Raw genomic sequence first — 21,226 nt, forward strand, 5'->3', positions numbered from 1 at the left:
AGGCGATTCGCGAAACGCTGAACGCCGACATTCCGCTCACCGTGGACCACTTCCGCTACTTTGCGGGCTGTGTGCGGGCGCAAGAGGGCGCGCTGAGCAACATCGACGAGAACACGGTGGCGTACCACATTCAGGAACCGCGGGGCGTGGTGGGCCAGATCATTCCCTGGAACTTCCCCATCCTCATGGCCGCCTGGAAACTGGCGCCTGCCTTGGGCGCAGGCAACTGCGTGGTGCTCAAGCCGGCAGAAAGCACGCCCATTTCCATCCTGATTCTGGCCGAGCTGATTGCCGACCTGCTGCCCGCTGGCGTGTTGAACATCGTCAACGGTTACGGCCGCGAAGCGGGCATGCCTTTGGCCACCAGCAAGCGCATTGCCAAAATTGCCTTTACGGGTTCCACCACCACGGGCCGTGTGATTGCCCAAGCCGCCGCCAACAACCTGATTCCGGCCACGCTGGAACTGGGTGGCAAGAGCCCCAACATTTTCTTTGCCGACATCATGGACAAAGACGACGGCTTTCTGGACAAAGCCATTGAGGGCATGGTGCTGTTCGCGTTCAACCAGGGCGAGGTGTGCACCTGCCCCAGCCGCGCGCTGATTCAGGAAAGCATTTACGACAAGTTCATGGAGCGCGTGTTGGCCCGCGTGGCCGCCATCCAGCAAAAGAACCCGCTGGACACCGACAGCATGATGGGCGCGCAGGCCAGCAAAGAGCAGCTGACCAAGATCTTGTCGTATCTGGAATTGGGCAAAGAAGAGGGCGCGGAAGTGTTGGCCGGTGGTGCGCAAGCCCAGATGGGCGGCGACCTGGACGGCGGCTACTACGTGCAGCCCACGCTGTTCAAGGGCCACAACAAGATGCGCATCTTCCAGGAAGAAATTTTTGGCCCGGTGCTGGCGGTGACCACGTTCAAGGACGAAGCCGAAGCGCTGGAAATTGCCAACGACACGCTGTACGGCCTGGGCGCTGGCGTGTGGAGCCGCAACGGCAACGTGGCCTACCGCATGGGCCGCGCCATCAAGGCCGGTCGGGTGTGGACCAACTGCTACCACGCCTACCCGGCGCACGCCGCGTTCGGTGGCTACAAAGAGTCGGGCATTGGCCGCGAAACCCACAAGATGATGCTGGACCACTACCAGCAGACCAAGAACCTGCTGGTGTCCTACTCAGAAAACAAGCTGGGCTTTTTCTGATCCGGCTGTACTGACCTGAGATCACAGGGGGGGCTGGCAACAGCTCCCCTTTTTGCCTTTGCAAAACCAGGAGACAAGAGATGGTTGAAAAAGTGATGGCCACACCGGCTGCGGTCGAGCTGATCGAATTTCTCAAAACCAAGCACGGCCCGGAGCTGATGTTCCACCAGAGCGGGGGCTGCTGCGACAACAGCGCGGCCAACTGCTATTTGCCCGGCGAGATCACCATGGGGGCGGGCGATGTGTACCTGGGCCACATTGGGGGCTGCCCGTTCTACATTGGCAAAGCGCAGTACGCGTATTGGCGCCACACGCAGCTGATCATTGACGTGATCGAAGGCCATGGCGGCACCTTTTCGCTGGAAGGGCCGGAGGGCAAGGCGTTTCACACGCGCTCGCGGGTGTTCACGGCCGAGGAGATGGCCGAGTTGGACGCGCAAGACCGGTCCGCTGCATAAACACCGCCCGCCGTTGGCAGGCCGGGCAAAAAGACCGTTCTTCAGGGCTTGGCGGCGGCGGGTAACGCGCGCAGCGCCTGGGGCAGTGGCGTGGTGGCGCCTGTCAGTTGGGCGCCTTGGGCCGCTGCTGCGGCTTGTAGCAAGGCCAGCCGCTCGGCGGTGTCGGGGTGGCTGCGCAGCCACACGGTGCCGGCGGGTGCTTCGGCGCGGGGCAGCACCGCAAACAGCTCGGCCAGCCCGCCGCCGTGGCCATACAGCGCCAGGCTGGCCGCCAGCGCGTCGGCGTCGGCCTGGCGTTCGTGTTCGCGCGAATAGCCCAGCAGCGCGAGCTGGGCCGCGCCGTTCAGCAGGCCCTGCGCAGCCTGCGCCGCGCCCTCGGGTGCCACCACCGACAGTGTGAGCACCACCGCCAGGCCGTGCCCCATGCCCGCGGCCACATGGCGGTGTTTGACGTGTGCCATCTCGTGCGCCAGCAAGGCCGCCAGTGCTTCTTCGCTTTGCAGCTGGCGCAGCAGGCCATGGAACACGCGGATGCGCCCGCCCACCGTGGCGTAGGCGTTGACCAGCTCCGAAGGCTCGTCGCTCACAAACACCTGCATGCCCGGTGGCAGCGCCAGGGTGGCCGCCACGCGGTTGGCCAAGGCCTGCAGCGCTGCCTGGCGTGCGGCGGCAGCGGCATCGGCGGGCGCGGTCACCGGCAGCAGGCGGTTGGCCAGGGCCAGTTCGTGTTCAAAGGGCAGCCTGGGCGCCAGCCAGCGCGCCGCCAGGCCGGTGACCAGCACCAGCGCGGCCAGGGCCGCCACGCTGGCGGCCAGCAGCCAGGCCAGTTCGCGCAGCGGGTGCTCGTCGCGTTCCAGCAGGTCTTCTGGGGGCAGCCGGTTTTCCAGTCGGGGTGCGGTCATGGCCGGTTCAAGGCGGGTTCAAGGCAGGTTCAGGGCGCTGTGTGCAGCGCCGTGCCGAAGGCCATGATTTCGACCGAGGGCGTGGACGAGCCGGCAATGGTGGTGCTCTGGAAGCGCACCCCGATCACCAGCGTGGCGCCGGCCGCCTGCGCTTCTTGCTTCAGGCGCAGCAGCGCCTCGCGGCGGGCGCGTTCCAGCAGCGTTTCGTAGCCCCGAAAACGGCCACCGAAAAACGCGCGGAAACCGGCCACAAAGGTTTTGAAATAGTCCGACGAAATGACCACCGAGCCGCTGACCAGTTGCGCGCCGCTGGCGTCCACGCCCTCGGGCACGTAGCGGGTGTTGAGCGCCACCACATGGCGCAGCGACAGTTCGCGCAGGCGCAGGCTGCGGTAGTGGCGCCGCTCTTGCCAGCGACCGGCACCGTAGCCGACCACCAGCAGGGCCAGCAGGAGCCAGAGGTTGAACGTTTCGAACCAGAAGTTGGCGTTCATGCCAGGCGCCGGATCGGCTCGATGGTGACGGCCGAGCCGTAGGCCAGGATTTCGGCGGCGCCTGCGGTGATGCTGGTGGTGACAAAGCGCACGTTGAGCACGGCGTTGGCCCCCAGGGCCCGGGCCTCGGCCGTCATGCGTGCCACGGCTTCTGTGCGCGCTTCTTGCATGAGTTCGGTATAGGCTTTGAGCTCGCCGCCCACGATGTTTTTGAGGCCCGCCAGAATGTCTTTGCCGGCGTGTTTGGCCCGCACGGTGCTGCCCTGCACAATGCCCAGATGGGCCACAACGCGGTGGCCGGGCGCGGTTTCAAGGTTGCTGATCAGCATGTGTGGGGCTTTCTGGGTGGAGGAACCAAAATGATGCCACACCTCTTTTTCACAGCGCGGGTTTGTCCAGCGCGCGCAGCACCTCGGTCTGGAAGTCGCCGCCCTGCGAGGCCTGCATGAAGGCGTCGATGCTGCCGTCAAACCGCACCGTGCCCTGGTGCAGCAGCATCAGGCGGTCGGCCACCTGGGCTTCTTCAATCAGGTGCGTGGCCCAGAGCACCGCCATGCCGCGCGTGTGGCACAGGCCGCGCACGGTGTCGAGTAGGTGCTGGCGCGAGGCCGGGTCCAGGCCCACCGTGGCCTCGTCCATCAACAGCACCTGCGGCTGGTGCAGCAGGGCGCGCACCAGTTCCACCTTGCGCCGCGTGCCGCCCGAGAGGCTGCGCACCACCGCGCCGGCCTGGTTGCCCAGGCCCATGGCGGCCAGCCCGTCGGCCATGCGCTGGCGGGCCACCGCGCGGGGCATGCCGTGCAGGTCGGTGTGGAACAGCAGGTTGGCCTGCACGCTCAGGTCCAGGTCGAGCGCGCTTTGCTGGAACACCACGCCCAGCGCCGCCAGCGCGCGGCTGGGCTGGCGGTGCATGTCGTGGCCCACCACGGTGATGCGGCCCTGGTCGGGGCTGAAAAGGCCGGTGAGCAACTGCAGCAGGGTGGACTTGCCGGCGCCGTTGGGGCCCAGCAAAGCCAGCATTTCGCCCGCTTGCAGCGCCACGCTGACGCCTTTGAGCGCGGGTTTGCCGGCATAGGCCTTGTGCAGGTCGTGGGCGCTCAGCAGGGGGTGTTCCGTCATGGGGTTTCTGGGGTGATGAGCGGGCATGAGCGAAAGACGCTTTGCCTCTCAGTGGGCGGGCTTGGCCAGCAGGTTCATGCGCTGGAGCAGGCGCCGTTCGCGCTCCACCGTGTCTTGCACGGCCTGGCGGTAGTCGGCGGTGTTCAGGTAGTCCAGCTGTTGATCGTAGCGCGCCAGCGCTTGCTGGTGGCGCTCGCTGAACATGGCCTGGCGAAAGGCGTCGTGCAGTTTTTGCACCACGGCATCGGGTGTGCCGTGGGGTGCGGCCAGACCCCAGGGCGAGGTGTAGACCGCGTGTTCGTAGCCCAGTTCTTTCAGGGTGGGCACGTCGGGCCAGCGCGGGCTGCGCTGGGCGCTGAAGGTGGCCAGCAGGCGCATCTGGCCGCGATCGACCCAGGGCGCAAACCCGGTGGAGTTGACCCCGGCCATGAGCTGCCCGGCGGCCACGGCGAGCATCTGGTCGGCGGTGCCTTTGTAGGGCACGTGCACGTAGCGCACCTGGTGCTGCAGCAAGATGGCTTCCATGGCGAGGTGGGCCGTGGTGCCGATGCCGGTGGAGCCCAGAATCAGTTCGCCGGGGTGCTGCTGCGCCCACCGCACCAGATCGTTCAGGCTTTTCCAGGGGCTGCTTTGGGGCACCAGCACGCCAAACGTGACGCCCGACACCTGCACGATGGGGCTGAGGTCGGTGAGCGGGTTCCAGGGCACGTGGTTCATGAGGGCGTGGCGGTACACCGTGATGGGCACCTGGCCGATGGTGTGGCCGTCGGGCTCGGCCATCTTGAGCAAATGGGCCACCAGCGTGCCGGCTGCACCGGGCCGGTTGATGACCACGATGGGCTGGCCCAGCAGGGGCTGCGCTTCTTCGCACAGGAGGCGCAGCGTCAGGTCGGTGGCGCCACCGGCTGGCCAGGGCACGATCAGTTGCAGCGGCCTGTGGGGCCACGACGAAGCCGGGTTGCTTGGCTGAGCCTGTGCGCGTGGCAAGGCCGAGGCCAGGGCGAGCAAGCCGCCCAGGGCCACCCAGCGGCGGCGCGTGCAGCGGGCTTTTCCGGGCTGGAACAGGTCAAGGGTTTTCCCTGTGACATTTTTGAACGCTGGGTGTGACGGTGTGTGTCTCATGGGGCTGCCGGGGTGTCACAGGCGTTGGGAAAAGGTCTTGTAAGTGCCTGAAATAACCGGTCAATGCCTGGATTTGAGGCAAGTTCTGTTCCCGGCTGGCTGGCACCGTTTTTGCAGAAGTTGGGGGGCGCGTGTGTATGCGCGCCGCCGAATGAACCCCGTTTCATCGCGTTCACAACACCAGGAGACACCCCATGACCCGTCGCGCCTCTGCGCCTTTCACCTTGCGCTGCGTTGTGTTTGCAGCCCTCAGCGCCACGCTGGCCTGTGCTGCCCACGCACAAAGCGCTGGTAAGGTCTATGTGTCCAGCGAAAAGGACAACAAGCTCTACGTGTTCGACACCCAGGGCGAGCGCACCGGCGCCATCGACGTGTGCAAGCGCCCGCGCGACATGTCGTTCAGTGCCGACGGCAAGCAGATTCTGGTGATTTGCGGCGACAGCAACGCCATGGGCCTGGTCGATGTGGCCACCGCCAAGATGACGGGCACCCTGCCATTGGGCGACAGCCCCGAGATGTTTGACCTGAGCCCCGATGGCAAGACCGCCTATGTGTCGATTGAGGACGAGAACCTGATGGCCGCCTACGACCTGGCCAGCAAAAAACCCTTGTTTCAGGTGAAAACCGGTGGCGAGCCCGAGGGCGTGCTGGTGACGCCCGATGGCAAAACCGCCTACGTCACGTCCGAGGTGGCCAACGTGGTCCACGTGATCGACCTGGGCACGAAGAAAGTCACCCAGAACATCCAGGTGGGCAAGCGCCCACGCCGTTTTGTGCTGGCCGCTGGCGGTGCCGAACTGTGGGTGACCAACGAACTCGACGCCACGGTGAGCGTGGTGGACACCAAAACACACACCGAAAAGCAGAAGATCAAGTTCACCGTCAAAGGCATGCGCGAGGCCGACATCACCCCAGTGGGCATGACGCTCAGCCCCGACGGCCAGCGCATGTGGGTCGGCCTGGGCAAGGCCAACCACGTGGCCGAGGTGGATGTGGCCACCAAGGCCGTGAAAAACCTGGTGCTGGTGGGCAAGCGGGCCTGGGGCCTGACCATGCACCCGAACGGCAAAACCCTGTATGTGACCAACGGCTTGTCGGACGACATGACGCTGATCGACGCCGCCAGCGCCAAGGCCATCCGCACGGTGCCGGCCGGGCGTGTGCCGCACACCGTGCTGGTGGGGCAATGACCTGGCTGACTGTGGCCAGGAGCGCCTGCGGCCTGGCCCTGTTGGGGTTGTGCGCTGGGGGCGCCTTGCCCGCACATGCGGCCACCCAGGTCACCATCGCGGTGGTGTCGCTGGACGGCGATGCGCGCCACGTGGCCAGGCGCATGGAGCGCGCCTACCCCGGCCACCCCACGGGCCGCGCGGTGGACGGCGTGAAGCTGGCGGCCGACGATTCCGCTTTTGAGCTGGACGCTGCCGGGCTGGTGCTGGATGTCAAAGACGTGGTGTTGCCCAACGCCGCTGCGTTGCCCAAGGCCTTGGTCGAACTCAAGGCCGCCAAGGTGCAGTATGTGGTGGCCGACCTGCCGCTGACCGAACTGCAGCAACTGGTGCAGGCCGCGCCCGCCGCGCTGGGTGGCACGGTGGTGTTCAACACCGGACTGGACGACGACCGCCTGCGCGCGCAACAGTGCGCCGCCCACCTGCTGCACACCTACCCCAGCCGCGCCATGTTCAGCGACGCGCTGGCGCAGTACCTGGCCGGGCGCAACTGGCGCAAGGCGCTGGTGCTGCAAGGGCCGCTGCCGGGCGATGCCTTGCAGGCCGAAGCGTTCAACCGCTCGGCCAAGCGCTACGGCATCAAGATCACGCAGCACAAGCCGTTCAAGCTCACCGGCGACCCGCGCGAGCGCGACCTGGGCAACACCCGCCTGCTCACCGGCGAGCGCGAACACGAGTTGGTTGCGGTGATGGACAGCGACGGCGAATTTGCCCGCACCGTGCCCTATGCCACCCAGTGGCCGCGCCCGGTGGTGGGCGCCAGCGGCCTGGTGGCGGCGGCCTGGCACCCGCAGTGGGAACGCAACGGCGGCCCGCAGCTGAGCCGGCGTTTTTTCAAACTCGCCAAGCGGCCCATGCAGGGCCACGACTGGGCCGCCTGGGTGGCGGGTCGGGCGGTGGCGGCGGTGCTGGTGGCGGCGCCCAAGGCACCGGTGGCGCAGCAGCTCAAGGCCTTGCGGGGCGGCGCGGTGTTCATCGACGGCTTCAAAGGCCCCCGGCTGTCGTTCCGCGCTTGGGACGGCCAGCTGCGCCAGCCGCTGTTTGTGAGCCATGTGGACGGCGTGGTGGGCACCGCACCGCTGGAAGGCGTGTTGCATCCGAAGGAAGTGCTCGACACACTGGGCGTGGACCAACAGGAAAGTGCATGCAAAACACCGCCTTGAACACCTTCGCACCGCCTTCGTTGCCGCTGCACCTGCTGCGGGCTTTGCGCGCCGTGGTGGGCCGCGAACTCAACCGGTTTTTGCGCCAGCCCACGCGCCTGGGTTCGGCGCTGGTGCGCCCGCTGTTGTGGTTTGTGGTGTTTTCGGCCGGGTTCAACAACGTGTTTGGCGTGGCCATCGTGCCGCCTTACGAAACCTACGTGGAATACAAGGCCTACATGGTGCCGGGGCTGCTGGGCATGGTGGCTTTGTTCAACGGCATGCAAAGCTCGCTCTCCATGGTGTACGACCGCGAAATGGGCGTGATGCGCCTGCTGCTCACCGCGCCGCTGGCGCGCGGCTGGTTGCTGGCCTTCAAGCTGCTGGCGGGCACCTGTCTGTCGGTGCTGCAAATGGCGGTGTTCCTGGCCATTGCCTGGGTTTTTGGGGTGGAGGTGCCGCTGGCGAATCTGCCGGGGCTGCTGCTGGCCATGGCTTGTGGTGCCACGCTGCTGGCTGCCCTGGGGCTCATGTTGTCGGTGTACGTGAAGCAGCTGGAAAACTTTGCCGGCACCATGAACTTCGTGATTTTTCCGATGTTTTTCATCAGCCCGGCGCTGTACCCGCTGTGGAAGCTGGAAGAGTCGGGCGCCTGGTGGCTGCTCCAGCTGGCCCAGTGGAACCCGTTCACCCACGCGGTGGAGGCCATGCGCTTTGCCTTGGTGGGGCAGTTCACGGCGCTGTCGTGGTCGGTCGTGCTCGGGTGCTCTGTGGCTTTCTTTGTTGCGGCTTTGTGGGGCTACGACCCCCAGCGCGGCTGGGTCAAGAGCAAAGGAGGTGGCGGATGAGTCCGTTCATTCAACGCCGTTCCGTGCTGGGCCGCGGCTTGATGGTGGCGCTGCTGCCCGCCGCGCTTCGCGCGCAAGACGACCCCACCGGCGGCGATCCGCTGGGCTCCATGCAATACCCCAGCCTGCGCGAGCAGACCATCGGCAAGGCCAACGCGAAGTTCTCCGACGCGGTGGTGATCAAGGGTCCGGCCTTTGCCGACGACGCGATGAACGTGCCGCTGCTGGTGGACGCGCGCGGGCTCGATAACGTGGCCGGTGGCGTGGCGCGCATCCGTGTGGCGGTGGACCGCAACCCGGTGCGCCAGGTGCTGGACTTCGAGCCCTTGCGTGCGCTGCCCATGCTGGCCTTTCGCATCCGCATGGAACAGGCCTCGCCCGTGCGCGCCTTTGTGCAGACGCGCGACGGCCAGTGGCATGTGGGCAGCACCTGGGTGCAGGCCGCGGGCGGCGGCTGCACGGTGCCGGGCGTGACCCGCGCCGACGGCTCGTGGAGCAAAACCCTGGGCCAGGTGCAGGCGCGGTTTTTCAACAACGTGCTCGAAGGCAGCCGGCGCTTGCGGGTGCGCGTCATGCACCCCATGGACACCGGGCTGGTGGCCGGCATACCCGCGTTCTACCTGCAAGACCTGCAGTTGCAGGACAGCACCGGCCAGGTGTGGTTCAAGCTGGCGCTGCACGAGCCGGTGTCTGAAAACCCGCTCATCACCTTCGAGCTGCCCCCGCAACCCCTGAGCGGTCTGCGCCTGGTGGGCCGCGACAACAACGGCAACCGCATCAACGCCGAGGTGGCCGCATGAGCGCCGCTCACCGATTCAAGCGCGTGGTGTGCGTGGCCGTTGCCGCATGGGCCTGTGCCGCACAGGCCCAACGGCCGGTTCCTCCCGGGGTGTCCCAACCCGACATGGCCCGGCTGGCCTACGACCTGCAGCCGCGCCAGATTGCGCCGCGCACCTGGGTGATGGAAGGCGCGGTGGACGACTTCAGCCGCGCCAACGGCTGCAACATCATCAACACCGCCTTCATTGCCACTGGCGCGGGCGTGGTGGTGGTGAACACGGGGCCTTCGCGCCTGTACGGCGAACAGCAGCGCCAGGCCATTGAGCGCACCACCCTTGAGCCGGTGGTGCAGGTGTTCAACCTGAACCTGCACCCCGACTACTTCTTTGGCAACCAGGCCTGGGCCGACCGCCCCACCCAAGCCCTGGCCGGCAGCGTGGCCGGCATGCAGGCCGAAGGCGCGGCCTACGCCGACAACCTGTACCGCCTGTGCGGCGACTGGATGAAGGGCACCGAGTCCACCCCCGCCCGCGATGCCATCGACCCGACAAGCCTGCCGAAAACGCTGCAACTGGGCAGCCACACGCTGGAGCTGCGGCGCCTGCAGGGCCACACCGCCGACGACCTGGTGTTGCTCGACCACACCACCGGCGTGCTGTTTGCGGGCGGGCTGGTGTTTGCCGAGCGCGTGCCCACCACGCCCCACGCCGACTTTGCACCATGGCTGGCCAGCCTGGACGCGCTGGATGGCTGGCTCGCCAGCGGCGCGGTGAAACAGGTCGTGCCCAGCCACGGCCCGGTGCACACCGGCGCGGCGGGCATTCAACAAACGCGCGACTGGTTGCGCTGGCTCACCCGCCACATGCAAGAGAGCGCCGAGCGCGGGCTGGACCTGGGCGAGGTGCTGCGCGCCCCGGTGCCCGAGCGTTTTGCCCGCTGGGCCGCGCAACCCGCCGAGCTGCACCGCAGCCTGACCCAGTGGTATCCCCACCACGAACTGCGGGCGCTGGCCGCCCCGCCGCGTCAGCCCTGACGCGTGGCGGGCAGCACCCCGCCGCGCAGGGGGAGTTGCCCGTGTGTTGCAGGTCTGCAAAAGGTGTTGACCCATTTTTGAACAGTGTCACGGCACACCCCCACGGGTTGAACAGTGGCTGGCGCAGTTCGGCGCAAAAGCAGGGGTTTTCAGGCGTTGGTGGGGGCAAAAAACCGTTTCGGGGCTTGGCACAGTTGTTGCCATCTTGTGCCAGTGGAACCCACGGACCGGAGGGTCGGTAGTTCACCAAGGACCGGGCACTGTGCCCATCAACCCCACAAACGAGCAGGAGACAACACTGTGAAACGCACCCTTTTGAGCCTTTTGGTCATGGCCGCCACGGCCCACGTCGGCGCCCAGGTGACCGACGCCATGATTGCCAACGACGCCGCCACGCCCGACAACGTTTTGAGCTGGGGCCTGGGCACCCAAGGCCAGCGCCATTCGTCCCTGACGGGCATCAATGCCAAAAACATCAACCGCCTGGTGCCCGCGTGGTCCATGTCGTTCGGGGGTGAAAAGCAGCGCGGCCAGCAGTCGCAGCCGCTGGTGCACAACGGCAAGATGTTCGTCACCGCCTCCTACTCGCGCATTTACGCCGTGGACACCAAGACCGGCCAGAAGCTCTGGAAATACGAGCACCGCCTGCCCGAAGGCATCATGCCCTGTTGCGACGTGATCAACCGCGGCGCGGCGCTCTACGACAACCTCGTCATCTTCGGTACCCTGGACGCCCAGCTGGTGGCCCTGGACCAGAACACCGGCAAGGTGGTGTGGCGCGAAAAGATCGACGACTACAGCGCGGGCTACAGCTACACCGCCGCCCCGCTGATCGCCGAAGGCCTGCTGATCACCGGCCTGTCGGGCGGTGAATTTGGCGTGGTTGGCCGCGTGGAAGCGCGCGACCCCAAGACCGGCAAGATGGTCTGGGTGCGCCCCGTGGTGGAAGGCCACATGGGCTACAAAGACGGCCAGGAAAACGGCATCACCGGCACCACCAACGCCAGCTGGCCCGGCGAAACCTGGAAGACCGGTGGCGCAGCCCCCTGGCTGGGTGGCAGCTACGACCCCAAAACCGGTCTGGCGTATTTCGGCACCGGCAACCCCGGCCCCTGGAACAGCCATGTGCGCAAGGGCGACAACCTGTATTCGGCCTCCACCGTGGCCATTGACGTGAAGACCGGCAAGATCGTCTGGCACTACCAGAGCACGCCCAACGACGGCTGGGACTACGACGGCGTGAACGAGTTCGTCACCTTCGACATGGACGGCCAGCGCGTGGGCGCCAAGGCCGACCGCAACGGCTTCTTCTATGTGAACGACGCGGCCACCGGCAAGCTCATCAACGCCTTCCCGTTTGTGAAGAAAGTGACCTGGGCCACCGGCATCGACCTGAAAACCGGCCGTCCGAACTTCGACCCCGCCAACCGCCCGGGCGACCCCACCGCAGCCGGTGGCGATGGTTCCAAAGGCAAAGCCGTGTTCTCCGCCCCGGGTTTCCTGGGTGGCAAGAACCAGATGCCCATGGCCTACAGCCCCAAGACCGGTTTCTTCTACGTGCCCACCAACGAATGGGGCATGGAGATCTGGAACGAGCCCATCACCTACAAAAAAGGCGCGGCTTACCTGGGCGCGGGCTTCACCATCAAGCCGCTGTTTGACGACCACATCGGCTCGCTGCGCGCCATCAACCCCAAGACCGGCAAAGTGGAATGGGAAGTGAAGAACAACGCCCCGCTGTGGGGGGGTGTGCTCACCGCAGGCGACCTGGTGTTCTGGGGCACGCCCGAGGGCTACCTGAAAGCCGCCGACGCCAAGACCGGCAAGGTGGTGTGGCAGTTCCAGACCGGCTCCGGCGTGGTGGCACCGCCCATCACCTGGACCGAAGGTGGCGAGCAGTACGTGAGCGTGGTCTCCGGCTGGGGTGGCGCGGTGCCGCTGTGGGGCGGTGAAGTGGCCAAGAAGGTCAACTTCCTGGAGCAGGGCGGTTCGGTCTGGACCTTCAAGCTCCTGAAGTAACACCCCCCAGCCTTCGCTGATTCCAACCCCGAACCCTTCACGGCCCGCCTTGGCGGCGGTGGAGGGTTCCTGATGACCTCTCGACATGAAACACCAAGCCGTTTCCCTCCTGCTGCTGACGATGGGGCTGTCTTCAGCCTGGGCGCAGAACGACAAAGACACCCTGGACCTGCTCAAGGCCAGTGGCTGCATGACCTGCCACGCCAAAGATGAAAAAGTGGTGGGCCCTTCTTTTCAGGCCATCGCCGCGAAATACGCCGGCCAGGCCGATGCGGCCGATGCCTTGGCGCAGAGCGTGCGCAACGGTTCGCGCGGCAAGTGGGGCCGCATCCCCATGCCGCCACACGCCAGCCTCGCTGCCGACGACCTCAAAACCATGGCCACCTGGGTGATGGCTCAAAAGCCGTGAAGCGCACCCAGCGGGCCCACCCCGGTTTCGACGGGCTTCTTTCCCCACCTCAGAGCACCACACCATGACCCTTCACACCTTCCCCCTTCGTTGGGCAGCCCTGGCACTGGCTTGCACCGCACTGGCCGCGCAGGCACAGACCGCCTCTGTTGAAGAGACCGCCAAGAAAACAGCGGCGGGCGCCGGTTGCTTTGCCTGCCACACCGTGTCCCACCAAGACCTCAAGGGCGGGCAACTGCCCATCGGGCCGGCCTGGGAAGACGTGGCGGCGCAGTACCGCGGCAAGCCCGGCGCGGCCGACTTCCTCACGCGGGTGGTGCTGGAAGGTTCCAACCCGTATGCCAGCCACTGGAAAAACAAGGCCGCTGGCATCGCCATGCCGCCCAACGCCGTCGCCATCACCGAAAGCGACGCCCGCCAGGTGGTGTACTGGATCCTGTCGCTCAAGTGAGCCGCGCTGCGGGTTTGTCAGCCCTGCTGCTGGGCGCCGCACTGGCTGCGCCCAGTCTCCTGTGGGCATTCGACTTTCAGGGCGACAAAGCCCTGATCGCGGTCGCCCGCGATGGCGTCCAAACCCGCATCGGCACCGTCAGCTTCACCGCGCAGGCCGGTGGTGCGCCGGCCCGTTTTGCGGTCCGCATCGACCCCCAGGTGATGCAAGACCATTTTTTGTCCATGCGCGAGTTCAAGTGCCTGCCAGCGGCACAAGAAATCACCTGCTTCGTACCGTACCCCTACCCGCAGCCGGGCACAGCGTCGGCGGGGCAACTGCAATGGCTGGAGCACAGCCTGCTGTTCTTCTTCAAGCAGCCCGCCGACTTCGGCGCCAAGCTCTGGAACGGCATGATTTTCAAATTCACGGTCACGCCCACTGGGTTGGTGGGTACCCCGCAAGCGGTGGACCTCAACCGCATCGGTGTGCCACCCGACAACCCCAACGAGCCATCCTACGGTGCGTTTGACCGCGACGATTTCACCCCCGGTGCACGCTGGGTGCAGCAGTTGCGTATTGAGTGAGACGGCGGGCCGGGTACTGGTCAGCCACGTCCTATTTTTGAAAATGACCGCAAGGCCATTTTTTTCTTGACCACGAGTCAGCGAGTCAGAAAAATTACCGATAGGTCATCTTTCGACTGAATCGCCATGCCCGCACCCTCAAACATCCCGCTCGGTCATTCGCCGGCTGTGGAGTCGCCCATCAAGACCGCTGCCGCGCTGGGCGCTCTTGTGCGCAGCCAGCGAACCCGGCTCGCCCTGCGGCAGCTCGACGTGGCGAGCTTGGGCAACACGGGCAACCGCTTCATCGTCGAACTGGAAAACGGCAAGCCCACCGTGCAGCTGCAAAAGGTGCTGGATCTGCTGGGTGAAAATCTATTGCCTGAAGGCGCGTTGCGTGTGTACCTCAGCGGGCTGCGCAAAGCCTCCACGCTGTTCGCCATGCTGCTCGAAGTGGCGGGCGACACAGCCGGTGGCTTCGTGCTGTTATCCGCCGCCTGGCCAAAGTGTGCGAGTCTGCGGTGAACGAAGCCGTGATCATCCGCACCGCCGCACGCTGCGGCCTGCCCACCGCCGACGTGTTTTGCGAACCGCTCGCGCCTGCGTCGTGCGCCGGTTCGACCGGGTGGTGCGGGCCGACGGAGGGCTCGACCGTCTGATCCAGTACGACCTGTGTCAGCTCGCCGGCACGGTGTCTGCAAAAAAGTATGAGAAAGAAGGTGGCCCCAGTCTTGCCGCGTGTGCCACCATCGTTCGCAGCGCCAGCAGCCAGCCCGCGTTGGACTTGCTCCATCTTGTGCAGTGGGTGTTCTTCAACCTCTTGACCGGTAACAACGACAGCCACGCCAAGAACCTGTCTGTCTATGAGCTTCCCGGTGTTGGCGTGCGGCTTACCCCGTTTTACGACCTGATGTGCACCCGCATCTACCCGGGTCTTTCGCGTGAATTCGCGTTCAGTCTGGACGGTGAAGTGTTGCCCGGCCAGGTGGGTCGCGAGCAGGTGGCCGCGCTGGCTCGCGATTGGGGTATGGGTGCGCCGTTTCTGCTGAGGACCGCAGCCGAGCTCGCCCAGCGGTTGCCCGCTGCGTTACAAGGTGCGTGTGATGAGGTAGAGCCGCTGCTCGCGCCCAGCGGGCGGGTGTTTCTGGAAAAGTTGCGGTTGTGGGTGGTGTCGAACACGGCAAAAAAATCGTGACTCGGCTGGACCCGTGACTGCTGTTTTGCGATCAAATGGCCTATTTACCCAACAGGACTTGTTGATGCCGGATAGCATGACTCCCAATGACAAAAAGAGTGCTTTGCTGGTCCTGGCGGATCTGCTACGGGTTGCTGTGACCTTCGGGCTATTCTCCAGCGCTGTCTTTGTGGCTTTCGTGGGGCAGGTTTACCTGGCTGGGCTGTTGCTGCTGGTGGCCTTGGGGGTGTTTCTGCGGTTCAAGCGTCGGCAGCGGTCGACGCCGAAAACGCACTGAATGCGCGGCTTTCAGCGCACCCACTCGGCGCTGAGCACGCCGCCCGTCAAAAACCCGTTGGGCACTTTTTCTTCGCGCTCCAGCTTCACCAGCCCTTGGCCCTGGCAATACCACTCGCGGCTGATCAGGGGCACGTCGGTAAAACCATTCACCGGGTCGGTGTAGAGGTTCAGCCGGGCTTCGCCCACCACGCGCAGGCAGGGTTGGACTTCATGGCCGTTGGCCAGTTTCACGCGGTCGTCCACGGCTTCGATGCGCCAGGTCATCTGCGCTTTGTGGGTGTATTTCAGGTCGCGCGGGTGTTCGTTTTTGCGCTGAATGAGGTAGGGCACGGTGGGGGTGGTCCATTCGGTGCCCACCTGGTAGGGGGCTTTCAGCACCCAGAACGGTTCGGCGTCGGCGCTGGGTTCGTTGTCGATGTCGGTGCGGGTGGCGATGCGGCGGATGCCTTGGTCGTCGCTCAACAGGTAATAGCTCACGCCCGCCGAGTGGTGGCGCACGGCCACGGGCTGGTCTTGAAAGGTGGTGGGGGCGGTGACGCGCAGGGTCCACTGTTCGGGCGCGCGGGGTTCGTCGCCGATGAATTGCACGGCCAGGGTGTGTTGCTCGCCTTCGCGCAGGGGGAACCAGGGGTTGCCGAGGTTGCGGCCGTCGCAGCCAGATAGCGCCACGATCACAGCGAGCACGCCAAACACGGTGCCAGAGGCACCTAGCGGAGCGTCTTCACCCAGCGGCAGCCGTGGAACCGGCTTGGCCGGGCCACAGGCTGCGTCCCCCCCTTGGGGGGGGAAGACGCGAAGCGGCGCAGAGGGGGTCATCATTTCTCAGGCAGCTGCGCGCGCGGCAGGTCGCTCAGTTTGATTTCGACCTGGTCGTTGCTGGCGGGCAGCAGCCAGGCCAGGCCACCTTGGCCGCGTTTGGGTTCGGTGCTGCCCATCTGGGTGTTGCCTTCGCGGGCTTTTTTCAGGCCGTCGCCCAGGATGCGGTGCAGGTCTTTTTCGTAGGGCAGGCGGTGCACGCGGGGCATGTCCAGCGGGGCGTTGTCCTTCATGGGGTTGACCCAGATGTAGATGGCGCCTTTGTGGCCCCGGCCCAGGCTGGGTTCGTCGAACACGGCCGAGAGCAGCACGAAGCGCTGGGGCAGGGCGTCGTCGCTGGGCCAGCCGGCAATGCCTTGCAGCGTGTGGTGGCCCAACACGTAGAAGCCGCTGACCAGCAGCACCATGGCGCCTTTGACCGCCCACGGCCAGCGCGTGGCCAGGCACAGGCAGAGCAGCAAAAACGCCAGCAGCGCGTACATCAGCACGAGCAGCAGCAACTGGGACGAAACGGCAGGGATCATGGTGGTTTTTCTGGGGCTCACAGGCCCGCGCGTTGCACGATGGTGAGGGGCCGGGTGTTGATGTCGATGACGCGGCCACCTTCGTCGATGCTGAAGCGCACCAGGGTGCGCTCGTCGCCTTTGGCGGGTATTTGTTGGGTGCCGGTGAAGACGATTTCGGCCTGTGGGTTGACCTTGACCACCGCCACCGACACGTCCACCGGGAGCTTGTCTTTGCTTTCGTAGTAGTGGGCGTTGACCACGTATTCACCCGGCACCAGGCCACGCAGGGTGACGATTTCTTGCCGGATGGGGCTGCTGATTTCGCGCCCGTTGACGATGACGCTGCTGTTTTTGGCGCCCCGGTCGTCGCGGTCGAGGTGGACCATGCCCGCGTCGCGCTGGCGAAACCACAGGGTTTTGCCGCCGGGCTCCAGCACCCAGGCGTCCACATCGTTGGGGTTGTTGTCGGGCCAGGACACGGTGACGATGAATTCGGCCTTGGCCGGTATGTCGCCCGACTTGCGGGCTTTGGGGTTGAAGGCGAGCAGGGCGATGACGAAGCAAAAGACGAAGGCGATCAACATGTTGAACAACATGTCGTAGAACGGGTCGGTTTCGGTGTCACGGACCGCGCGGCCAATCGCCATGGGGCGGCTCCTGTGTGGGTGCGGTTGGCGTGGGCTGGGCGGCCAGGGTGTCGGCCACGAGGGCGTCGGCAAAGCGGTCGAGCCGCATGAGTTGCAGGCCGAGCAGGATGTTGCCCGCCAAGCCGGTGACGGTGGTGAGCAACGCGATGCCCAAACCCCCGGTGAGGTTCTTGAGCAATTGCGACGACTGGCTGGCGTCGAAGCTGTCCATTTGCCCGAGCTGCAGCGCGAGGATGGAAAAGCCGATCACCTTGCCCAGCAGGCCGAGCTTGAGTTGGATGCCGTTGAGCCACCAGGCCATTTCGTGCGGGCCGTGGGCGCGCTCGCCCAGTATTTGCAGCCAGATGGTGGGGTCGGCCCCCGGGCGGGCACAGCCTTGTTGGTATTCGGCGCTCCAGCAATCGGGTTGTGGCTGTGGCGTGGTGCCGAGCTGGGCATCCAGCCACAGGCGCTGCTGGCCCAGCACCCAGGCGCGCCGCCCGGCCCAGAGCGAGCAGCCCAGAAACAGCAGCACGATGGTGACCGTGAGCCCGGTGGGGTCGGCGTGCACCAGCCGGTGCCAGGCGCCCGCCTGCCACAGCAGCCAGGCGCCGAACAACAGCAAGCCCATGTAGGCCAGCCAGAGCAGAAACAGGCCTTGTTCGGTGCGCTCCAGCGCCAGCGGGCTGTGGCGTGCGCCGGGCAGGTGGCGCACGAGCGCGGCACCGAGCATGCGGTGGTGTGCGCTGCTGGCCGAGGCGCTTGGCTTCATGCGGGCGGCGCGGGGTGCAACAGGCGGGACTCGGCGTCGCTGCGGAACACGATGGGGATGTTGCGCCGCGCGGGTGCGTTCTTCACCACCTGGACCACCTTGTGGTGGTGCGGCGACTTGCTGCACACCGGATCGGCCTCGGTGGCGTCGCCGGTGATCAGAAACGCCTGGCAGCGGCAGCCGCCGAAGTCTTTGTGGCGCTCGTCGCAGGTCCGGCAGGGCGCCTTCATCCAGCGGTCGCCCCGGTAGGCGTTGAAGGCGTGGCTGCGTTGCCAGATGTCGGCAATCGGCGTGTCTTTCACGTTGGGCAACTGCAGGCCGGGCAGGTCGCGTGCGTTGTGGCAGGGCATGGCCAGGCCGTCGGGTGCGATGGACAGGAACACCGAGCCCCAGCCGTTCATGCAGGCCTTGGGGCGCTCCTCGAAGTAGTCGGGCACCACGAACAGCACACGGCATTTGGGGCCGGTCTTGCCTTCTTGTTCGGCGCGGAATCGGTTGACCACGGCCTCGGCCTCCAGCAGCTCGGCGTGGGTGGGCATGAGGTGGTCGCGGTTGACCCAGGCCCAGCCGTAGTACTGCGTGTTGGCGAGTTCCAGGTACTCGGCCTCCAGCGCCACCGCCATCTCGATGATCTTGTCCACGTGCGGCAGGTTGTGCCGGTGCAGCACGCAGTTCATCACCATGGGCCAGTCGTGCTGCTTGATCAGCCGGGCCACGCGCTGTTTGAGGTCGAAGGTTTTGGTGTGGCTCAAAAAGTCGTTCAGCTCCTTGGTGGAGTCCTGGAACGAGAGCTGCACGTGGTCGAGCCCGGCGTCTTTGAGCTTTTGGGCCCGCACCGGTGTGAGGCCCACGCCAGAGGTGATGAGGTTGGTGTAGTAGCCCAGGTGGTGGGCTTCCTGCACCAGTTCTTCCAGGTCGTCGCGCAGCAGCGGCTCGCCGCCCGAAAAACCCAGCTGCGCCGCGCCCAGCTGGCGCGCCTGGGTCATCACGTCCACCCACTGCGCGGTGCTCAGCTCGTTTTTGACTTGCGTGTGCTGCGTGGGGTTGTAGCAAAACACGCAGTGCAGCGGGCACTTGTAGGTGAGCTCGGCCAGCAGCCACAGCGGCTGGCCCACGGTGGGGGGGTCAGTCCATCCAGCCACGGCGTTGCCCTTCTTCAAGAAGTGCCTGAACCTGCGGCGCCAGACCCTCAGCGTTGAACGCCTGCTCCAGCTCGGTCACGATGTCGGGCAGGCTGCGCTGGCCGTCGCAGCGTTTCAGAATTTCGGCCGCGCTGTCATTGAGCTGCACCATGCCCTCGGGGTACAGCAGCACCCAGCGGCTTTGCGCGGGCTCAAATTGCAGCCGGAAGCGGCGCGACAGCTTGGGGCGTTCGGGCAGCGTGCTCATTGCTGGCTGGCCTTTTCAATCGCATCCAGCATGCTCCACAGAATGTCCAGCTTGAACTGCAGGATGTCCAGCGCGCGGTGCTGCGCGGCGCGGGTGTTGAAGTGCTCCAGCGTGACGCGCAGGCCGTGTTCCACATCGCGGCTGGCCAGCGGTATGCGGCTGCGGAAATAGGCCAGGCCGCTGGCCTCAATCCAGGGGTAGTGGGTGGGCCAGGTGGCCAGGCGGTCTTTGTGGATTTGCGGCGCAAACATCTCGGTGAGCGACGAGCACACCGCCTCTTGCCACGGCGCCTTGGCGGCGAAGTTCACATAAGCGTCGCAGGCAAAGCGCACCGCCGGTGCCACGCCTTGCAGCGACCACAGGTCTTCCCGAGAAATGCCCACCGCTTCGCCCAGGCGCGTCCAAGCCTCGATGCCACCCGCGGCCGAGCCCGCAAAGTCGCCATGGCCGTCGTGGTCCAGAATGCGCTCGATCCACAGGCGGCGGTGCGCGCGGTCGGGCATGTTGGCCAAAATGGCGGCGTCTTTGCGCGGGATGCAAATTTGGTAATAAAAGCGGTTGGCCACCCAGCAGCGGATCTCGTCGGGCGTGCAGCCGCCGCTGTTCATGCGCACGTTGAACGGGTGGTGTATGTGGTAGTTGTGGCCTTTGTCGCGCAACTGGGCCTCGAACGCAGCGGGGCTCCAGGCGGGAAGAGCGCTGTCGGTGTGCAGGGCTTGGGCGATTTCCATGGCTGGGCTCTTTAGAACGTGATCTGCATGCCGTCGTGGGCCACTTCGATGCCGTGCGCCGTGAGTTCGGCGCGCTCGTCGGAGTCTTCCACCAGCATGGGGTTGGTGTTGTTGATGTGGATGAGGACCTTGCGCACACCGGCGGGCAGGCGGTCGAGCTGCTCGATCATGCCGCCGGGGCCGCTTTGCGGCAGGTGGCCCATGTCGAGCGCGGCCTTGGCCGACAAACCCAGGCGCTGCATTTCGTCGTGGGTCCAAAACGTGCCGTCCACCAGCACCACGGCGCAGTTGCTCATCAGCTCAACCAGCGCGGGCGTGACTTCGGCCAGGCCCGGCGCGTAGAAGGCTTTCGCGCCGGTCTGGGGGTTGGTGATCAGCAGGCCGATGTTGTCGCCCGGGCGCGGGTTGCCGCGAAACGGGGAATAGGGCGGGGGCTTGGACGACAGCGCCACGGTGTGCAGCTGCAGGCCGGGCAGGGCGGGTATGTGGACCGCGCTGGCGTCGATGGGCAGTTCCTGGCGCTGCACGCCGCAGTAGTGCGACAGGATGCCGGTGATGGGGAAACCGCTGGAAATGTCAGAAAACACCTCGGGCGTGGCCAGCAGCGGCAGCGGCGTTTTGCGCTCGCGCAGCATCAGCAGGCCGGTCACGTGGTCAATTTGCGCGTCCATCAGCAGCACGGCGGCGATGCCGCTGTCGCGGATGGCGCGGGCCGGTTGCAGCTCGGGCGCTTGGGCGATCTGCGTCAGGATGTCGGGCGAGGCGTTGACCAGCAGCCAGTCGGTGCCGTCGGCGCTGACCGCGATGGACGACTGGGTGCGCGCTTGTGCCCGCAGGGTGCCGCGGCGCAGCCCGTCGCAGTTGGGGCAGTTGCAGTTCCACTGCGGAAAGCCGCCGCCGGCAGATGAACCGAGAACCCGGATGCGCATGATCGAACCTGTGGGATGGGGTGGGGTGATGAAAAAAGCGCACGGGTTTGTGGCCGTGCGCTTGGGCGTTACAGCCGCTGTTTTCAGCGGTTGGCGATGTACATCGTGATTTCAAAACCGAAACGCAAGTCGGTAAAAGCGGGGGTGGTCCATTGCATAGTCTGTCTCCGGTGGAAGGGTTGGCACGAAAGATGTCTGCTAACTTGTCAGCACCACTGCTCATCAAGCCGCCC

The 21,226-nt window shown here is 65.7% G+C and carries 28 protein-coding genes; 14 read left to right on the plus strand and 14 right to left on the minus strand.

Annotation, left to right across the window (positions count from 1 at the left end; all coding sequences use genetic code 11):
- Positions 1-1,199: aldehyde dehydrogenase (gene adh, locus Q7J58_RS18340; RefSeq protein WP_304831061.1), on the plus strand; the 1,199-nt coding region annotated here is incomplete at its 5' end.
- 80 nt (positions 1,200-1,279) lie between these two features.
- Positions 1,280-1,657: a DUF779 domain-containing protein gene (locus Q7J58_RS18345; RefSeq protein WP_304831062.1), complete on the plus strand. Its 378-nt coding sequence runs from the start codon at positions 1,280-1,282 to the stop codon at positions 1,655-1,657.
- Positions 1,658-1,698: 41 nt separating this feature from the next.
- Here Q7J58_RS18345 and Q7J58_RS18350 read toward each other — a convergent pair whose 3' ends face one another.
- From Q7J58_RS18350 to Q7J58_RS18370, 5 genes are read right to left on the minus strand one after another with little or no spacing between them, the layout of a single operon-like run.
- Positions 1,699-2,559, minus strand: a complete 861-nt coding sequence (locus Q7J58_RS18350; RefSeq protein ID WP_304831063.1) for a M48 family metalloprotease — start codon at positions 2,557-2,559, stop codon at positions 1,699-1,701.
- Positions 2,560-2,588: 29 nt separating this feature from the next.
- Entirely contained in the window at positions 2,589-3,053 is a 465-nt protein-coding gene (locus Q7J58_RS18355) for a YbjQ family protein (protein WP_304831064.1), read from the minus strand.
- Entirely contained in the window at positions 3,050-3,382 is a 333-nt protein-coding gene (locus Q7J58_RS18360) for a YbjQ family protein (RefSeq protein WP_304831065.1), read from the minus strand. The genes Q7J58_RS18355 and Q7J58_RS18360 overlap by 4 nt, the downstream gene beginning before the upstream one ends.
- Before the next feature lie 49 nt (positions 3,383-3,431).
- The gene (locus Q7J58_RS18365) at positions 3,432-4,172 is read right to left on the minus strand and encodes an ATP-binding cassette domain-containing protein (RefSeq protein WP_304831066.1); all 741 of its coding nucleotides are present in this window, start codon (positions 4,170-4,172) and stop codon (positions 3,432-3,434) included.
- Between the two features lie 48 nt (positions 4,173-4,220).
- Positions 4,221-5,294, minus strand: a complete 1,074-nt coding sequence (locus Q7J58_RS18370; protein WP_304831067.1) for a tripartite tricarboxylate transporter substrate binding protein — start codon at positions 5,292-5,294, stop codon at positions 4,221-4,223.
- A gap of 194 nt (positions 5,295-5,488) precedes the next feature.
- Here Q7J58_RS18370 and Q7J58_RS18375 point away from each other — a divergent pair, with 194 nt between their 5' ends.
- From Q7J58_RS18375 to Q7J58_RS18430, 12 genes are all read left to right on the plus strand, one after another.
- Positions 5,489-6,484: a PQQ-dependent catabolism-associated beta-propeller protein gene (locus Q7J58_RS18375; RefSeq protein WP_304831068.1), complete on the plus strand. Its 996-nt coding sequence runs from the start codon at positions 5,489-5,491 to the stop codon at positions 6,482-6,484.
- The gene (locus Q7J58_RS18380) at positions 6,481-7,686 is read left to right on the plus strand and encodes a branched-chain amino acid ABC transporter substrate-binding protein (protein ID WP_304831069.1); all 1,206 of its coding nucleotides are present in this window, start codon (positions 6,481-6,483) and stop codon (positions 7,684-7,686) included. The genes Q7J58_RS18375 and Q7J58_RS18380 overlap by 4 nt, the downstream gene beginning before the upstream one ends.
- Positions 7,668-8,513: an ABC transporter permease gene (locus Q7J58_RS18385; RefSeq protein WP_304831070.1), complete on the plus strand. Its 846-nt coding sequence runs from the start codon at positions 7,668-7,670 to the stop codon at positions 8,511-8,513. The genes Q7J58_RS18380 and Q7J58_RS18385 overlap by 19 nt, the downstream gene beginning before the upstream one ends.
- Positions 8,510-9,313 carry a quinoprotein dehydrogenase-associated SoxYZ-like carrier gene (locus tag Q7J58_RS18390; RefSeq protein WP_304831071.1) on the plus strand — a complete coding sequence of 268 codons (804 nt, stop codon included), beginning with the start codon at positions 8,510-8,512 and terminating at the stop codon, positions 9,311-9,313. The genes Q7J58_RS18385 and Q7J58_RS18390 overlap by 4 nt, the downstream gene beginning before the upstream one ends.
- Entirely contained in the window at positions 9,310-10,326 is a 1,017-nt protein-coding gene (locus Q7J58_RS18395; RefSeq protein WP_304831072.1) for a quinoprotein relay system zinc metallohydrolase 1, read from the plus strand. The genes Q7J58_RS18390 and Q7J58_RS18395 overlap by 4 nt, the downstream gene beginning before the upstream one ends.
- 330 nt (positions 10,327-10,656) lie before the next feature.
- Entirely contained in the window at positions 10,657-12,345 is a 1,689-nt protein-coding gene (locus Q7J58_RS18400) for a PQQ-dependent methanol/ethanol family dehydrogenase (RefSeq protein ID WP_304831092.1), read from the plus strand.
- Positions 12,346-12,430: 85 nt separating this feature from the next.
- Complete coding sequence (locus tag Q7J58_RS18405; RefSeq protein WP_304831073.1) at positions 12,431-12,754, plus strand: c-type cytochrome; 324 nt, start codon at positions 12,431-12,433, stop codon at positions 12,752-12,754.
- 64 nt (positions 12,755-12,818) lie between these two features.
- Positions 12,819-13,205 carry a c-type cytochrome gene (locus Q7J58_RS18410; RefSeq protein ID WP_304831074.1) on the plus strand — a complete coding sequence of 129 codons (387 nt, stop codon included), beginning with the start codon at positions 12,819-12,821 and terminating at the stop codon, positions 13,203-13,205.
- Positions 13,202-13,771: a hypothetical protein gene (locus tag Q7J58_RS18415; RefSeq protein WP_304831075.1), complete on the plus strand. Its 570-nt coding sequence runs from the start codon at positions 13,202-13,204 to the stop codon at positions 13,769-13,771. The genes Q7J58_RS18410 and Q7J58_RS18415 overlap by 4 nt, the downstream gene beginning before the upstream one ends.
- A 126-nt stretch (positions 13,772-13,897) precedes the next feature.
- Positions 13,898-14,275: a hypothetical protein gene (locus Q7J58_RS23205; RefSeq protein ID WP_336623509.1), complete on the plus strand. Its 378-nt coding sequence runs from the start codon at positions 13,898-13,900 to the stop codon at positions 14,273-14,275.
- Positions 14,276-14,333: 58 nt separating this feature from the next.
- On the plus strand, positions 14,334-14,945 hold the full coding sequence (locus Q7J58_RS18425; RefSeq protein WP_304831076.1) for a HipA domain-containing protein: 612 nt from the start codon (positions 14,334-14,336) through the stop codon (positions 14,943-14,945).
- A gap of 76 nt (positions 14,946-15,021) precedes the next feature.
- Entirely contained in the window at positions 15,022-15,222 is a 201-nt protein-coding gene (locus tag Q7J58_RS18430) for a hypothetical protein (protein WP_304831077.1), read from the plus strand.
- Between the two features lie 11 nt (positions 15,223-15,233).
- Here the strand turns inward: Q7J58_RS18430 and Q7J58_RS18435 are convergent, their stop codons facing one another.
- The 9 genes from Q7J58_RS18435 to pqqA all read right to left on the minus strand — a co-directional run bounded on the left by Q7J58_RS18435 (position 15,234) and on the right by pqqA (position 21,151).
- Positions 15,234-16,043 carry a hypothetical protein gene (locus Q7J58_RS18435; protein WP_304831078.1) on the minus strand — a complete coding sequence of 270 codons (810 nt, stop codon included), beginning with the start codon at positions 16,041-16,043 and terminating at the stop codon, positions 15,234-15,236.
- Positions 16,040-16,564, minus strand: a complete 525-nt coding sequence (locus tag Q7J58_RS18440) for a hypothetical protein (protein ID WP_304831079.1) — start codon at positions 16,562-16,564, stop codon at positions 16,040-16,042. The genes Q7J58_RS18435 and Q7J58_RS18440 overlap by 4 nt, the downstream gene beginning before the upstream one ends.
- 17 nt (positions 16,565-16,581) lie before the next feature.
- On the minus strand, positions 16,582-17,193 hold the full coding sequence (locus Q7J58_RS18445; protein WP_304831080.1) for a hypothetical protein: 612 nt from the start codon (positions 17,191-17,193) through the stop codon (positions 16,582-16,584).
- Complete coding sequence (locus tag Q7J58_RS18450) at positions 17,168-17,944, minus strand: hypothetical protein (RefSeq protein WP_304831081.1); 777 nt, start codon at positions 17,942-17,944, stop codon at positions 17,168-17,170. The genes Q7J58_RS18445 and Q7J58_RS18450 overlap by 26 nt, the downstream gene beginning before the upstream one ends.
- Positions 17,941-19,086: a pyrroloquinoline quinone biosynthesis protein PqqE gene (gene pqqE, locus Q7J58_RS18455; RefSeq protein ID WP_304831082.1), complete on the minus strand. Its 1,146-nt coding sequence runs from the start codon at positions 19,084-19,086 to the stop codon at positions 17,941-17,943. The genes Q7J58_RS18450 and pqqE overlap by 4 nt, the downstream gene beginning before the upstream one ends.
- On the minus strand, positions 19,070-19,333 hold the full coding sequence (pqqD, locus tag Q7J58_RS18460; RefSeq protein ID WP_304831083.1) for a pyrroloquinoline quinone biosynthesis peptide chaperone PqqD: 264 nt from the start codon (positions 19,331-19,333) through the stop codon (positions 19,070-19,072). Before pqqD ends, pqqE begins: the two co-directional genes overlap by 17 nt.
- A complete protein-coding gene (pqqC, locus tag Q7J58_RS18465) occupies positions 19,330-20,064 on the minus strand; it encodes a pyrroloquinoline-quinone synthase PqqC (RefSeq protein ID WP_304831084.1) in 735 nt (244 codons plus the stop codon). Before pqqC ends, pqqD begins: the two co-directional genes overlap by 4 nt.
- 11 nt (positions 20,065-20,075) lie before the next feature.
- Positions 20,076-20,993, minus strand: a complete 918-nt coding sequence (gene pqqB / locus Q7J58_RS18470) for a pyrroloquinoline quinone biosynthesis protein PqqB (protein WP_304831085.1) — start codon at positions 20,991-20,993, stop codon at positions 20,076-20,078.
- 83 nt (positions 20,994-21,076) lie between these two features.
- The gene (gene pqqA, locus Q7J58_RS18475; protein ID WP_068167214.1) at positions 21,077-21,151 is read right to left on the minus strand and encodes a pyrroloquinoline quinone precursor peptide PqqA; all 75 of its coding nucleotides are present in this window, start codon (positions 21,149-21,151) and stop codon (positions 21,077-21,079) included.
- Positions 21,152-21,226: the final 75 nt, after the last annotated feature.

The organism is Hydrogenophaga sp. (genome assembly GCF_030656115.1).
Taxonomy (GTDB): Bacteria; Pseudomonadota; Gammaproteobacteria; order Burkholderiales; family Burkholderiaceae_C; genus Hydrogenophaga.

Bases quoted from the DNA above. Each gene is read 5' to 3' on its own strand.
- Q7J58_RS18430 (WP_304831077.1), top strand. From the start codon at position 15,022: ATGACTCCCAATGACAAAAAGAGTGCTTTGCTGGTCCTGGCGGATCTG.
- Q7J58_RS18385 (WP_304831070.1), top strand. From the start codon at position 7,668: ATGCAAAACACCGCCTTGAACACCTTCGCACCGCCTTCGTTGCCGCTG.
- Q7J58_RS18380 (WP_304831069.1), top strand. From the start codon at position 6,481: ATGACCTGGCTGACTGTGGCCAGGAGCGCCTGCGGCCTGGCCCTGTTG.
- Q7J58_RS18410 (WP_304831074.1), top strand. From the start codon at position 12,819: ATGACCCTTCACACCTTCCCCCTTCGTTGGGCAGCCCTGGCACTGGCT.
- Q7J58_RS18350 (WP_304831063.1), bottom strand. From the start codon at position 2,559: ATGACCGCACCCCGACTGGAAAACCGGCTGCCCCCAGAAGACCTGCTG.
- Q7J58_RS18445 (WP_304831080.1), bottom strand. From the start codon at position 17,193: ATGGCGATTGGCCGCGCGGTCCGTGACACCGAAACCGACCCGTTCTAC.
- Q7J58_RS18440 (WP_304831079.1), bottom strand. From the start codon at position 16,564: ATGATCCCTGCCGTTTCGTCCCAGTTGCTGCTGCTCGTGCTGATGTAC.
- Q7J58_RS18375 (WP_304831068.1), top strand. From the start codon at position 5,489: ATGACCCGTCGCGCCTCTGCGCCTTTCACCTTGCGCTGCGTTGTGTTT.
- Q7J58_RS18395 (WP_304831072.1), top strand. From the start codon at position 9,310: ATGAGCGCCGCTCACCGATTCAAGCGCGTGGTGTGCGTGGCCGTTGCC.
- pqqB (WP_304831085.1), bottom strand. From the start codon at position 20,993: ATGCGCATCCGGGTTCTCGGTTCATCTGCCGGCGGCGGCTTTCCGCAG.
- Q7J58_RS18435 (WP_304831078.1), bottom strand. From the start codon at position 16,043: ATGATGACCCCCTCTGCGCCGCTTCGCGTCTTCCCCCCCCAAGGGGGG.
- pqqD (WP_304831083.1), bottom strand. From the start codon at position 19,333: ATGAGCACGCTGCCCGAACGCCCCAAGCTGTCGCGCCGCTTCCGGCTG.
- Q7J58_RS18370 (WP_304831067.1), bottom strand. From the start codon at position 5,294: ATGAGACACACACCGTCACACCCAGCGTTCAAAAATGTCACAGGGAAA.
- Q7J58_RS18365 (WP_304831066.1), bottom strand. From the start codon at position 4,172: ATGACGGAACACCCCCTGCTGAGCGCCCACGACCTGCACAAGGCCTAT.
- Q7J58_RS18450 (WP_304831081.1), bottom strand. From the start codon at position 17,944: ATGAAGCCAAGCGCCTCGGCCAGCAGCGCACACCACCGCATGCTCGGT.
- Q7J58_RS18400 (WP_304831092.1), top strand. From the start codon at position 10,657: ATGGCCGCCACGGCCCACGTCGGCGCCCAGGTGACCGACGCCATGATT.
- Q7J58_RS23205 (WP_336623509.1), top strand. From the start codon at position 13,898: ATGCCCGCACCCTCAAACATCCCGCTCGGTCATTCGCCGGCTGTGGAG.
- Q7J58_RS18360 (WP_304831065.1), bottom strand. From the start codon at position 3,382: ATGCTGATCAGCAACCTTGAAACCGCGCCCGGCCACCGCGTTGTGGCC.
- Q7J58_RS18355 (WP_304831064.1), bottom strand. From the start codon at position 3,053: ATGAACGCCAACTTCTGGTTCGAAACGTTCAACCTCTGGCTCCTGCTG.
- pqqC (WP_304831084.1), bottom strand. From the start codon at position 20,064: ATGGAAATCGCCCAAGCCCTGCACACCGACAGCGCTCTTCCCGCCTGG.
- Q7J58_RS18405 (WP_304831073.1), top strand. From the start codon at position 12,431: ATGAAACACCAAGCCGTTTCCCTCCTGCTGCTGACGATGGGGCTGTCT.
- Q7J58_RS18345 (WP_304831062.1), top strand. From the start codon at position 1,280: ATGGTTGAAAAAGTGATGGCCACACCGGCTGCGGTCGAGCTGATCGAA.
- Q7J58_RS18390 (WP_304831071.1), top strand. From the start codon at position 8,510: ATGAGTCCGTTCATTCAACGCCGTTCCGTGCTGGGCCGCGGCTTGATG.